The organism is Corynebacterium sp. p3-SID1194 (genome assembly GCF_025144155.1).
Taxonomy (GTDB): domain Bacteria; phylum Actinomycetota; class Actinomycetes; order Mycobacteriales; family Mycobacteriaceae; genus Corynebacterium.
In genome coordinates this window covers 19,567-32,879 of the sequence record NZ_JALXWY010000022.1, presented here as the reverse complement: position 1 = coordinate 32,879, position 13,313 = coordinate 19,567, and the positions used below count along the sequence as shown (strand labels likewise).

Below are 13,313 nucleotides of genomic sequence, written 5' to 3'. Positions count from 1 at the left end.
CATGAGCATCATGCTCGCGACGGGGGCGTTCTCTATGTGTCAGTCATTCAACTCCTCAATAATTCCTGTGATGCGTGGCACAGGCTGTGTTTAGGATTTACCGTAGGTTCATTCGGGAAAGTTGTTTTCTTGGACACCTGCCCCTTTTGTTTCTGAGTTTTTGAGGATTATGGATACGTCGCGCAAGTTTTCGTTGAGTTTTGTTTCGGTGTTGTTTGTTGCTGCGTTGCTTGGTGTGTGGGGGCTTGTTGCTCCGGGTGATGCGGTAGCGCAGCGTGACAGTGAGTCCAGGTCGGCGGCATCGTCGTCGGCTGCGGAGTCGAGTACTGAGTCATCGTCGACTGAGTCGTCTGAATCTGCTGGTTCGTCTGGTTCGAATGAGGCGACGGTCGATAGTAAGGCTGCGTTGGTGTTGGATGCGTCGTGGTCGATGGCTGAGCAGGATGTCGATGGCGGTACGCGTATGGATGCGGCGAAGCAGGCGTCGCATGATTTGGTGAATTCTCTGCCGGAGCAGGCCAACCTTGGTCTGCTTGCTTACGGTATGCGTGAGTCGAATGCGCCGGATAATCGTGATGCGGGGTGTCGGGATATTGAGACTCTGGTTCCGGTGGGCAAGCTTGATAAGGGTGAGCTCAATTCCAAGATCGACGAGATGTCGCCGAAGGGGTATACCCCGGTGGGTAATTCGTTGAAGGCTGCCGCTGAAGAGCTCGGTGATTCGGGTGAGCGCACGATCATCCTGGTGTCTGACGGTATCGATACGTGTGCGCCGCCGCCGGTGTGTGAGGTGGCCAAGGAGCTTGCGGGCGATGGTTTTGATCTGACGATTCACACGGTCGGGTTCAAAACTGATGAGGATGCCCGCAAGGAGCTGGAGTGTGTTGCTGAGGCTGGTGGTGGTGAGTTCATTCAGGCTGATGATGCTGGTTCGTTGGCGGAGTCGTTGAAGTTCCTTGCCCAGCGTGATGCGGAGACGTACCAGACGGCCGGTACTGAGTTCGAGTATTCCGATACCCCGGAAGACGCCAAGTGGCTGGGCGAAGGCCGCTACCACACCAAAGTGAATGCCAAGCTCAAAAAGAACGCGGGCGACAAAGTCGAGACCGGCTACTACAAGGTCGCCATTCCCGAGGGACACAATGCGGTCATTTCCACGACTGTCCTTCCAAAGCGATCGAAGTCGGGGCGAGCTTCCGATGCGGGATTCATTGTCCAGCGAGTTGAGCCCAAAAACGAAGTGGAAATGTGCGACGGCTCCTATGGCGGCGTTAATACATCCGTTGACGGAAAGACGAGCGGTAGCGCTGCCTGGATGCCGGAACCCCTGATCAGACGGTTCGTTCCTGTCGACGAAGACAGAGGCTGCAGCCAGCGTTGGACGATTCCTGACCAAATTGCCTTTACAAACGCTGAGGAAGGAAAAGGCACGGGGGAGGAAGAAGTCGACGTCGAGGTTGAAATCAATTTCGAACCGATTCCCGACGAGGAAGAAGTTTCTCAGTACCCAGATGCGCAGGAAGTCGATGATAAAGGTCCAGAGCTCGGCTTCGACGGGCCCCAAGACATCAAGGGAGGTTCGAGTTTCTCTGAGGCGGTGGAAGTGAAGCCGGGTGCCTACAAGGACGCGATCGTTCCGGGTGAGTACCGCTTCTACAAAATCCCGGTGGAATACGGACAGCGTCCAGTATTTAGCTACCGGACAATAGATGGTCAGGACGGGAAATCTCGAGGGCTGTCTCCGATGCTCTACTCGCCGTTCCGTCAAAACATCAAGTATGAGTCGACCCGGCCGGAAGCTAACTTGGCAGGGAATGTGATCAACTTCCGCAACAGGGAATCCGGTATTACGGGCGATGAGCAGGCGAACGCAGGCTACTACTACGTGGGGCTCGGAATGCCGCAAGGCGGCGAAGACCGTGTCATGGGTGTTGAGCAGCCGTTTGAGATCGCGTTCGACGCGGTCGGGGCGGAGACTGATGGTCCAGAGTGGCGTCCAACGGAGGAAAATGGTCCGGAGCCGAGTGATACTCCGCCGGATACGGGCGGGAAGAAGGACGGCGGTGAGGAGAAGTCTGATGAGTCGGATACCCAGGCGCAGGACGAGTCGGACGACGGCGGTCTCGGCACCAAGGGGATCCTGATGCTGGTGTTGGGTATCGGCATCGTGGTGTTGCTTGCAGCATTGGCGGGCATCATTGCGCTGTTGCGCCGGAGGTAATCCGTAGCGCCAAATAGGGGAGAGCCCCTCTGCTGGCCGGTCCGTTGTTGGGATTCGGTTGGGGGAGGGGCTCTCCTTTTTCTTATGAGTGGTTGATCCTGTGATGCGTGGCACAAACGGTGCTTAGTATTTACCGTAGGTTCATTCGGGAAAGTTGTTTTCTTGGACACCTGGCCCTTTTTGTTCCCCGAGTTTTTCAGGATCATGAATTCGACGCGTAGATACTCATTGAGTTTTGTTTCTGTTTTGTTTGTTGCCGCGCTTGTGGCGGTGTGGACGTTGGTTGCGCCTGGTGATGCGGTAGCGCAGCGTGACAGCGAGTCCAGTTCGGCGGAGTCGTCGTCGGCTGCGGAGTCGAGTACTGAGTCATCGTCGACTGAGTTGTCTGAATCTGCTGGTTCGTCTGGTTCGGATGAGGCGACGGTGGATAGTAAGGCTGCGTTGGTGTTGGATGCGTCGTGGTCGATGGCTGAGCGGGATGTTGATGGTGGTACGCGTATGGATGCGGCGAAGCAGGCGTCGCATGATTTGGTGAATTCGTTGCCGGAGCAGGCCAACCTTGGTCTGCTTGCTTACGGTATGCGTGAGTCGAATGCGCCGGATAATCGTGATGCGGGGTGTCGGGATATTGAGACTCTGGTTCCGGTGGGCAAGCTGGATAAGGGTGAGTTGAATTCCAAGATCGACGAGATGTCGCCGAAGGGGTATACCCCGGTGGGTAATTCGTTGAAGGCTGCCGCTGAAGAGCTCGGTGATTCGGGTGAGCGCACGATCATCCTGGTGTCTGACGGTATCGATACGTGTGCGCCGCCGCCGGTGTGTGAGGTGGCTAAGGAGTTGGCGGGTGATGGTTTTGATCTGACGATTCACACGGTCGGGTTCAAAACTGATGAGGATGCCCGCAAGGAGCTGGAGTGTGTTGCTGAGGCTGGTGGTGGTGAGTTCATTCAGGCTGATGATGCTGGTTCGTTGGCGGAGTCGTTGAAGTTCCTGGCCCAGCGTGATGCCGAGACCTACCAGACCGCCGGTACTGAGTTCGAGTATTCGGATACCCCGGAAGACGCCAAATGGCTCGGCGAAGGCAAGTATCACACCAAGGTGACCGCTAAGGTCCCGTCCGACTCTGACGAAAAGGCGGCCCCGCGCTACTTCAATCTTGCGGTTCCGGAAGGCCATCGAGCTATCGTCAGCACCACGATCATTCCGAACCGTAGCGCTTCCGGCCGCGCTCACTCCGGCACTTTCAATCTCCGCCATCACGGAATTGAGAATGGGAACGAAGACTGCCAAGCTTCCAATGCTGGGCTGGGTGGCTTCGGCGAGACTAAGGGAAATGGTTACTCCCCGCCCCAGCCCGTTGTCACTGAGCTAAACCCGCAGAAAGCGCTGAACGGTTGCGACCCGCAGCACTGGATCTTGCCGACCGAAATCTACTTGGGGAACACCAATGACAAGTCCTCAACGGAAGAGACCGGCATCGAGGTCGAAGTCAATTTCGAGCCCATACCGGAAGGTGGCACGGGGGGTGCTCCTGCGGGATCGGACGACTCGAAGGGGGCAGAAAAGTCCCTAGATTTCGCAGGGGCGCAGGATATCAAGGGTGGATCGAGCTTCTCCGATGCCGTTGAAGTGAAGCCGGGTGCGTACAAGGACGCGATCGTTCCGGGTGAGTACCGCTTCTACAAGATCCCGGTGGAATACGGACAGCGCCCTGTCGTTAGTTTTCGCTCGGACGCCTCAGTACGAGACGAGGCAGATTATCTCGAGGCCATGCTGTACACACCACTCCGCGAGAGGAAAGCAGAGGATCAAATCCTTCTGTTGGAAGACGACAGGCAAGGCTCTTTGGCTGGGCCTGTGGTGAAGCCGGGGAAAGAGAATGCGGGGTACTACTTTGTCGGCGTCGTGTTGACTCAGGGGTCTGAGGACGATGTCATGGGTGTTGAGCAGCCGTTTGAGATCGCGTTTGATGCGGTTGGTGAGAAGGCTGATGGTCCTAAGTGGCGTCCGACGGAGGAAAATGGTCCGGAGCCGAGTGATACTCCGCCGGATACGGGTGGGAAGAAGGATGACGGCGAGGAGAAGTCGGATGACACGGACACCCAGGCGCAGGACGAGTCGGACGACGGCGGTCTAGGTGCCAAGGGAATTCTGATGCTGGGTCTGGGTATCGGCATCGTGGTGTTGCTTGCAGCATTGGCGGGCATCATTGCGGTGCTGCGCCGGAGGTAATGCGTAGCGCCAAATAGGGGAGAGCCCCTCTGCCGGCCGGTCCGTTGTAGGGATTCGGTTGGGGGAGGGGCTCTTCGCATCGGTGGGTGCTGGAAGAGTGTGGTGTGCGGCGCGGCTTCGGTGTGATTTTGGACGCAGATGAAAATATTTCGAAGAAAATTCCACCCGTGTAAGCCGTTTTTCGCATGTCAACGCCTGTGGTGAAACTACATGTAGGTTATTTCCCTTGTCTATCCTGCGAATACCACGCGTGTAACTACTATATGTAGTATCAGTTGCCAGAATATGGCACAACGTATAGTGTTTCTTGGTGTTCGCCCCCGACGGGGTGCGGGCGCGGCGCATCGCTCGATGCCGCACCACTCTTACGTTGATTCGAGCGCTAGCGGCACCCCTGGGGCCGCCAGGTAAGTCTCACTAGCCCCCGAACATCCTCTGAGAAGAAAAGAGCCCTGAGAACTATGTCGATCACCCTCTACACCAAGCCAGCTTGCGTCCAGTGCAACGCTACGAAGAAGGCCCTGGACCGCGCTGGTCTGCAGTACAACACCGTGGATATCTCCATGGACGACTCCGCGCGCGACTACGTCATGGCGCTGGGCTACCTGCAGGCCCCGGTCGTTGAGGTCGACGGGGAGCACTGGTCGGGCTTCCGCCCGGACCGCATCCGTTCCCTCGCTGAGAGCGTCGCGTAGTCGCCCCGCATGAAGTTCAAGCCGTCACGTTGTTGGCGGCTTAACGTTTTGCTGTAGCTGTTTTCGCGTTCTTTTCGTCTTCCTGCCAGCTGTTTTTCAAGTCAAAGGGTCAGCAATCTGCCATGTTGGTCGTTTACTTTTCTTCCGCGACGGGCAATACCCACCGCTTTGTGGACAAGCTCGGTTTGCCGAGCGCACGGATTCCGCTCCGGAGGGGTGACGCGCCGCTGAAGGTTCAGGAGCCATACGTGCTGGTGTGCCCGACGTACGGCGGCGGGGTGTCGCTGACTCACGAGAATGTCCGCCCGGTGCCGCCGCAGGTGATCCGGTTTTTGAATGACGAGTCGAACCGAAAATTGCTGCGCGGTGTCATCGCGGCGGGCAATTCCAATTTCGGCCCGGATTTCTGCAAAGCAGGAAATATAATCGCTGAGAAGACGGGTGTGCCGTATCTGTACCGCTTCGAGTTGATGGGCTCGGAAGAGGACGTGGAGAAGGTTCGCGAGAACTTGGTGGCGGGCGTCGATAAGCTCGGTCTTGAACCGCTGACCGCGCGCGACCGTGAGGTGCTTGAGGCGCGTCGCGCGGAGACGTCGGAAAGCGAGCTGCGTCTCGCGCGGTTGCGCGAGCGTTACCACGCTGTATAGCTGCTGGCTGTACGGCAATAAAGCTGAAGATTTAGTCCTGAAATTACATATTTGATCACTGCTTGAGAAAGGCCCGAAAACCGTGACCGACACTGTGGGGAAGACCGTTGCTGAGCCGGTGAGCCAGACTGAACAGCTGGATTACCACGCGCTGAACGCGCTTTTGAACCTGTACGACGAGAACGGCCAAATCCAGTTCGACAAAGACCGTGAGGCGGCGAACCAGTTCTTCCTGCAGCACGTCAACCAGAACACCGTCTACTTCCATGATCTGGAAGAGAAGATGGATTACCTGGTGGAGAACAAGTACTACGAGCCGGAGACGATCGAGAAATACGACTGGGACTTTGTGAAGTCCACCTTCAAGCGCGCGTATTCCTACAAGTTCCGCTTCAAGTCGTTCTTGGGCGCGTACAAGTACTACACCTCGTACACGCTGAAGACCTTCGACGGACGCCGCTACCTGGAGCGTTTCGAGGACCGTGTGTCGATGACCGCGCTGTTCCTCGCTGACGGAAACGAGCAGCTGGCCTCCGCGCTGGTCGACGAGATCATGACCGGCCGTTTCCAGCCGGCGACGCCGACCTTCCTCAATGCCGGCAAGGCGCAGCGCGGCGAGCTCGTCTCCTGCTTCCTGCTGCGCATCGAGGACAATATGGAGTCCATCGGCCGTGCGATCAACTCCTCGCTGCAGCTGTCCAAGCGTGGCGGCGGTGTCGCGCTGCTGCTGTCCAATATCCGTGAGTCGGGCGCGCCGATCAAGCACATCGAGAACCAGTCGTCCGGCGTCATCCCCGTGATGAAGCTGCTGGAGGATGCCTTCTCTTACGCCAACCAGCTCGGCGCACGCCAGGGTGCTGGCGCGGTGTACCTGAATGCGCACCACCCGGACATCCTGCGATTCTTGGACACCAAGCGCGAGAATGCGGACGAGAAGATCCGCATCAAGACGCTCTCGCTCGGCGTGGTCATCCCGGACATCACCTTCGAGCTGGCTAAGCGCAACGACGATATGTACCTGTTCTCCCCGTACGATGTCGAGCGCGTCTACGGCGTCCCGTTCGCTGATATTTCGGTGACGGAGAAGTACGAGGAGATGGTCGAGGACCCGCGCATCCGCAAGTCCAAGATCAACGCCCGTCAGTTCTTCCAGACCATCGCGGAGATCCAGTTCGAGTCCGGTTACCCGTACATCATGTTCGAGGACACCGCGAACAGGGCGAACCCGGTCAAGATCGGCCGCGTGAACATGTCCAACCTGTGCTCCGAGATTCTCCAGGTCAACACTCCGTCGGTACTCAACGATGATCTGACCTACGCCGAGCTGGGCAACGATATCTCGTGCAACCTCGGCTCGCTGAATATCGCGATGTCGATGGATTCTGATGACTTCTCCACGACGGTGGAGACCGCGATCCGCGGCCTGACTGCAGTGGCGGATAAGACCTCCATCGATTCCGTCCCGTCCGTCCGCGAGGGCAATGACGCTTCGCACGCTATCGGTCTTGGCCAGATGAACCTGCACGGCTACCTGGGCCGCGAGCACATTGAGTACGGCTCCGAGGAGGGCTTGGACTTCACCAACGTCTACTTCGCGTCCGTGCTGTATGAGTGCCTCAAGGCCTCCCACAAGATCGCGGTGGAAAAGGGTGAAGCTTTCGAAGGCTTCGAGCGCTCCGAGTACGCCACCGGCGAGTTCTTCGACCGCTACAATCCGGAGGATTTCCAGCCGAAGACGGAGAAGGTCAAGGAGATCTTCGCTAATTCGACGGCGCAGCCGCCGAGCGCGGAGCAGTGGGAGCAGCTCAAGAAGGTCGTCGCGCGTGACGGCATCTACAACCGTTACCTGCAGGCTGTTCCGCCGACCGGCTCGATCTCCTACATCAACAACTCGACCTCGTCGATCCACCCGATCGCGTCCAAGATCGAGATCCGCAAGGAAGGCAAGATCGGCCGCGTCTACTACCCGGCGCCGCACATGGACAACGAGAATATCGACTACTTCAAGGACGCCTACGAGATCGGCTACGAGAAGATCATCGACACCTACGCTGTGGCCACGAAGTACGTCGACCAGGGCCTGTCGCTGACCTTGTTCTTCAAGGACACGGTGACCACCCGCGATCTCAACCGCGCGCAGATCTACGCGTGGCGCAAGGGCATCAAGACGCTGTACTACATCCGCCTGCGCCAGATGGCCCTGGAAGGAACCGAGATTGAGGGCTGCGTGTCCTGCATGCTGTAAGCAGGAGCTTATCGACGAAGCGTTCACCCCACCCCGACGTTTTCCCTGCAAATAGATAGGATGATCTGCGTGACTGACGCGCATGAATACGACTCGTACCTGGCCGCCCACGACAAACCGATCAAGGCGATCAACTGGAATTCCATTCCCGACGACAAGGACCTGGAAGTCTGGGACCGCCTGACGGGCAATTTCTGGTTGCCGGAGAAGATTCCGGTGTCCAACGATATCCCGAGCTGGAACACGCTTACCGACGATGAGAAGCAGGCCACGATGCGTGTGTTCACTGGCCTGACGCTGCTGGACACGATCCAGGGCACCGTCGGCGCGGTCTCGCTGCTGCCGGACGCGAATTCGCTGCACGAGGAGGCGGTGCTGACCAACATCGCCTTCATGGAGTCGGTGCACGCGAAGTCCTACTCCAATATCTTCATGACCCTTGCGGACACTCCCTCGATTAACGACGCGTTCCGCTGGTCGGAGGAGAACGAGTACCTCCAGCGCAAGGCGAAGATCATCTTGAGCTACTACGAGGGCGACGACCCGCAGAAGCGCAAGATCGCCTCCGTGATGCTCGAGTCCTTCCTCTTCTACTCCGGCTTCTACCTGCCGCTGAATTGGTCGGTGCACTCCAAGCTGACCAATACCGCTGACATTATTCGTCTGATCATCCGCGACGAAGCGGTGCATGGCTACTACATCGGCTACAAGTACCAGCGCGCATTGGCAGGGGAGAGCGAGCAGCGCAAGGACGAATTGAAGGAATACACCTTCGATCTGCTCTACGATCTCTACGACAACGAGTGCCAGTACACCGAGGACATCTACGATCCGCTGGGCTGGACCGAGGACGTGAAGCGCTTCCTGCGCTACAACGCGAATAAGGCACTGAACAACTTGGGTTACGAGGGGCTCTTCCCGGTCGACGAGACCCGTGTGTCCCCGGCGATCCTGGCGTCCCTGTCCCCGAATGCCGATGAAAACCACGACTTCTTCTCCGGCTCGGGTTCGTCCTATGTCATCGGCAAGGCCGAGGACACCCAGGACGACGACTGGGACTTCTAGTAGTCCAGCCTCAAATTTCATACATCAATTCGCATTAACAAGAGCGGGTCGCGTGGTTGCGCGGCCCGCTCTCCCCAATCCGGGGTCAATCAGAAAAGGCCGAACCAAGCAGGTGTCATGGTCATTATGGGTGTGGCCTGTGATGTCTGGATTTTGGCTGGGGCGACCGTTAAGATGAAGCGGTACTAGTTGCGCCTACCCATGCGCCTGCTTGGGGTGCCACCGGGGTCATCGGATCGCCGGAGGCGAGGCACAGCTGAGTCTCAATCAGGAGGAAACGAATGACTGCTGTGGCACCACGGCTCGACAACACGGCTGGTACCGATGTTGCCGCCCCGGTCCGGCCGGAGCCGACCGGAAAGGCGCGTAAAGGCACCCGCCTTTATGACCTGCTGACCACCACAGACCACAAACAGCTGGGCGTGTTCTACATCATCATGTCCTTCGTGTGGTTCTTTGCCGGTGGCTTGATGGCATTGCTCATCCGCGCGGAGCTCTTCTCCCCGGGTCTGCAATTCCTGTCCAACGAACAGTTCAACCAGCTGTTCACCCTGCACGGCACGGTGATGCTGCTGGCGTTTGGTACCCCGATCGTCTGGGGTTTCGCTAACTTCGTGCTGCCGCTCCAGATCGGCGCACCGGATGTGGCGTTCCCGCGCTTGAACGCTTTCGGTTTCTGGATCACCCAGGCCGGTGTTCTCGCAATGCTGTCTGGCTTCCTCACCCCGGGTGGCGCAGCCGACTTCGGCTGGACCATGTACCTGCCGCTGGCAGACGCCATCCACACCCCGGGTGTGGGCGCTGATCTGTGGATCCTGGGTGTGGGTGCTACCGGTATCGGTACCCTGGCGTCCGCCATCAACATGGTGTCTACTGTCCTGACCCTGCGTGCGCCGGGCATGACCATGTTCCGCATGCCGGCGTTCACCTGGACCATCTTCGTCGCGTCCATCATCGCGCTGATGATCTTCCCGCTGCTGACCGCGGCTGCTCTCGGTGTCCTGTACGACCGTAAGCTCGGCGGACACATCTTCGATCCGGCTAACGGCGGCGGCGTCCTGTGGCAGCACCTGTTCTGGTTCTTCGGCCACCCGGAGGTCTACGTCCTCGCGCTGCCGTTCTTCGGCATCGTCTCCGAGGTTGTTCCGGTCTTCTCCCGTAAGCCGGTATTCGGCTACATCGGCCTCGTTTTCGCGACCATGGCCATCGGCGGCCTGTCCATGGCTGTGTGGGCGCACCACATGTACGTCACCGGTGCGATTCTGCTGCCGTTCTTCTCGTTCATGACCTTCCTCATTGCTGTTCCGACCGGTGTGAAGTTCTTCAACTGGGTCGGCACGATGTGGAACGGCCACCTGACGTTCGAGACCCCGATGGTCTGGGCGATGGGCTTTTTGGCTACGTTCCTGTTTGGCGGTCTGACCGGCATCATGCTGGCCTCCCCGCCGCTGGACTTCCAGTTGGCTGACAGCTACTTCTTGATTGCGCACTTCCACTACACCCTCTTCGGTACCGTGGTGTTCGCATCGTGCGCCGGCGTTTACTTCTGGTTCCCGAAGATGACGGGCCGCATGCTCGACGAGACTCTGGGCAAGTGGCACTTCTGGCTGACCTTCATCGGCTTCAACATGACGTTCCTGATCCAGCACTGGCTGGGCAACATGGGCATGCCGCGTCGCTACGCCGACTACCTGGATTCGGACGGCTTCACGCTGTTCAACCAGATTTCCACCGTCGGCTCCCTGATTCTGGGTATCGCGTTCCTGCCGTTCATCTGGAACGTCTACAAGTCCTGGCGCTACGGCGAGGTCGTCACTGTCGACGATCCGTGGGGCTACGGCAACTCCCTCGAGTGGGCGACCTCTTGCCCGCCTCCGGGACACAACTTCGAGTCCCTGCCGCGTATCCGCTCTGAGCGTCCGGCCTTCGAGCTGCACTACCCGCACATGGTTGAGACCATGCGCCGTGAGGCTCACGCCGGCCACCACGATCCGCGTTCCGAGGCAACGACCCCGGGCGAGACCGATGGTCGTGCGACCCGCTCCGCTAAGACCGTGCGCACCGAGACGGCGACCACCGGCCGCCCTGCGTCGGGTTCCACCAAGGTGACCGACTAGCGTTTGACGGTTCAGCGGCTGCGAAAAGCCGCTCCTGATTGAAAGCCCCGCACCACAGACCAAGTGGTGCGGGGTTTCGTGCTGTAATTTTGTATCCATGAGTTATGCCGTCGCCTTGCAGCCTGGTCTCCATTACGCCGTGATCACCTTAACGGGTGCGGACCGCCCGGGAGTGACGGCGGCATTCTTCGCCATTTTGTCTCAGCACGGGGTGCAACTGCTCGATGCGGAGCAGGCGAATTTTCGCGGCCGGCTGGCGCTGGCGGCCTTCGCCGGTGTGAAACCCTCGTCGGTGGAAGTGCTGCGCCGCGACCTCGAGGCGGCCTCAGAACTGTCGGACCACTCGGTGCTGATTGAGACGGATGAAGAGTCCTTGGCTCCGCAGCGGAAGCGTTCCACGCATGCGGTGGTGGTGCTGGGGGACCCGGTGACGGCGGAGGCTGTGTCGGAGATTGGCCGCACGCTGGCGGATTTCGGGGCGAATATCGACCGCATTCGCGGGATCTCCGACTATCCGGTGACTGGTCTGGAGCTTTCCATCACCATTCCGGGCCAGGGCGACGAGGTCAGCCACACGGTGCGCAAGGCCTTGGCGGGGTTGTCGTCGGGGCTGGGTGTGGACATCGCGATCGAGCGCGCAGGTCTGGCCCGCCGCTCGAAGCGCCTGGTGTGCTTCGATTGCGATTCGACGTTGATCACCGGCGAGGTCATCGAGATGCTCGCCGCGCACGCGGGACGTGAGGAAGAGGTCGCTGCGGTGACGGAGCGCGCGATGCGCGGCGAGCTCGATTTCGAGGAGTCGCTCCGTGAGCGCGTCAAGGCGCTGGCGGGGCTGGACGCGAAAGTGATCGACGAGGTCGCCCGCGATATCGAGCTCACGCCGGGTGCGCGCACGACGATCCGCACGCTGAAGCAGATGGGGTACCGCACAGCAGTGGTCTCCGGCGGATTCATTCAAGTGCTCGAGCCGATGGCGGAAGAACTTCAGCTCGACTACGTGCGCGCCAACACGCTCGAGATCGTGGACGGGAAGTTGACTGGCGAGGTGATCGGGGCGGTCGTCGATAGGCGTGCGAAGGCTGATTTCCTCGCGGAATTCGCCGCGGATTCGGGCTTGCGCATGTCGCAGACGGTCGCTGTGGGCGATGGCGCGAACGACATCGACATGATCACGGAGGCGGGCTTGGGCGTCGCGTTCAACGCGAAGCCGGCGCTGCGCGAGGTCGCGGATACCGCGGTGACGCACCCGTTCCTCGATTCGGTGCTTTACATCATGGGCGTTCCGCGCCATGAGATCGACGTGCTCAATGAAGAGCAGGGGATCGACGGCAAGGTCGCGCTCGATTGATGGGCAGCGAGCTTATCGACGCCTACTCGTTCCTCTCCCACTCCCTTTCTTCCCCGGAACGCGGCGGGGAGGATCCTGATGACCCGCAGACGGTGCAGGCGATGCAGATCGCGCTTCACGTGCCGAAAGCGGAGCCTCCGCAGCGGACAGACCTGCTCGCCGCAGCTGCGCAGGCGGTCGTGGCTGTGTGTCTTGACCCGCGCGCGGGAAAAGACGGTGCGTGGCACGACGCGCTGGGGCAGTGGTACGGCCACCGCATCCGCAAGATCGCCCGCCGGGCACGTGGTGCCGGGTGGGAGAACGTGCAGGCGTTGCCCGGCTGCACGGCGACGGTCGGCACGGCGTCTGCGCGCGCATTCATTCCCTCGGCTGTGGCCGATGTGCCGCACCTGATCTCCAAGCTGCAGATCCGCGGCACGGACCTGCCCTTCGATGAACCGGAAGTACTCGATGCCTCACTTCCACTCATCGCCGTCGATGCCTCCTTGGAGATGTCCGCGGGCAAGGCTGCGGCGCAGGCCGGGCACGGCTCGATGCTGCTCGCTGCGGCAATGACCCCGGAGAGCGCCGCTGCGTGGGCCGCGGACGGTTTCCCGCTGCAGGTGCGTGAGGTCTCTCACGAGAAGTTCGCGCAGCTCGCTTCTGATCCGGCAGCTGTTGCGGTGCAGGACAGCGGATTCACTGAGGTCGCACCCGGCTCGGTCACCGTCGTGGCACTGCCGGGGAAATACGCCTAGGGCCTT

At 59.7% G+C, this 13,313-nt stretch carries 9 protein-coding genes; all 9 read left to right on the top strand.

Annotated elements, in window-relative coordinates:
- Nucleotides 1–208: 208 nt before the first annotated feature.
- Nucleotides 209–2,221, top strand: coding sequence for a VWA domain-containing protein (locus M3G19_RS10805; RefSeq protein WP_259902639.1), 2,013 nt, complete (start codon nt 209–211; stop codon nt 2,219–2,221).
- A gap of 228 nt (nt 2,222–2,449) precedes the next feature.
- Complete coding sequence (locus M3G19_RS10800; protein WP_259902638.1) at nt 2,450–4,453, top strand: VWA domain-containing protein; 2,004 nt, start codon at nt 2,450–2,452, stop codon at nt 4,451–4,453.
- A gap of 461 nt (nt 4,454–4,914) precedes the next feature.
- The gene (gene nrdH / locus M3G19_RS10795) at nt 4,915–5,148 is read left to right on the top strand and encodes a glutaredoxin-like protein NrdH (RefSeq protein ID WP_210575513.1); all 234 of its coding nucleotides are present in this window, start codon (nt 4,915–4,917) and stop codon (nt 5,146–5,148) included.
- Between the two features lie 122 nt (nt 5,149–5,270).
- Nucleotides 5,271–5,795 carry a class Ib ribonucleoside-diphosphate reductase assembly flavoprotein NrdI gene (gene nrdI, locus M3G19_RS10790; protein WP_210575511.1) on the top strand — a complete coding sequence of 175 codons (525 nt, stop codon included), beginning with the start codon at nt 5,271–5,273 and terminating at the stop codon, nt 5,793–5,795.
- A gap of 82 nt (nt 5,796–5,877) precedes the next feature.
- Complete coding sequence (nrdE, locus tag M3G19_RS10785) at nt 5,878–8,040, top strand: class 1b ribonucleoside-diphosphate reductase subunit alpha (RefSeq protein ID WP_259902637.1); 2,163 nt, start codon at nt 5,878–5,880, stop codon at nt 8,038–8,040.
- Between the two features lie 60 nt (nt 8,041–8,100).
- Complete coding sequence (gene nrdF / locus M3G19_RS10780) at nt 8,101–9,105, top strand: class 1b ribonucleoside-diphosphate reductase subunit beta (protein WP_259902636.1); 1,005 nt, start codon at nt 8,101–8,103, stop codon at nt 9,103–9,105.
- Nucleotides 9,106–9,386: 281 nt separating this feature from the next.
- Nucleotides 9,387–11,222 carry a cytochrome c oxidase subunit I gene (gene ctaD / locus M3G19_RS10775; protein ID WP_259902635.1) on the top strand — a complete coding sequence of 612 codons (1,836 nt, stop codon included), beginning with the start codon at nt 9,387–9,389 and terminating at the stop codon, nt 11,220–11,222.
- Nucleotides 11,223–11,319: 97 nt separating this feature from the next.
- A complete protein-coding gene (gene serB / locus M3G19_RS10770) occupies nt 11,320–12,570 on the top strand; it encodes a phosphoserine phosphatase SerB (protein WP_259902634.1) in 1,251 nt (416 codons plus the stop codon).
- Nucleotides 12,570–13,307, top strand: coding sequence for an aminoacyl-tRNA hydrolase (locus M3G19_RS10765; protein ID WP_259902633.1), 738 nt, complete (start codon nt 12,570–12,572; stop codon nt 13,305–13,307). Before serB ends, M3G19_RS10765 begins: the two co-directional genes overlap by 1 nt.
- Nucleotides 13,308–13,313 lie beyond the last annotated feature (6 nt).

Bases quoted from the DNA above. Each gene is read 5' to 3' on its own strand.
- nrdI (WP_210575511.1), top strand. From the start codon at position 5,271: ATGTTGGTCGTTTACTTTTCTTCCGCGACGGGCAATACCCACCGCTTT.
- serB (WP_259902634.1), top strand. From the start codon at position 11,320: ATGAGTTATGCCGTCGCCTTGCAGCCTGGTCTCCATTACGCCGTGATC.
- M3G19_RS10765 (WP_259902633.1), top strand. From the start codon at position 12,570: ATGGGCAGCGAGCTTATCGACGCCTACTCGTTCCTCTCCCACTCCCTT.
- nrdF (WP_259902636.1), top strand. From the start codon at position 8,101: ATGATCTGCGTGACTGACGCGCATGAATACGACTCGTACCTGGCCGCC.
- ctaD (WP_259902635.1), top strand. From the start codon at position 9,387: ATGACTGCTGTGGCACCACGGCTCGACAACACGGCTGGTACCGATGTT.
- nrdH (WP_210575513.1), top strand. From the start codon at position 4,915: ATGTCGATCACCCTCTACACCAAGCCAGCTTGCGTCCAGTGCAACGCT.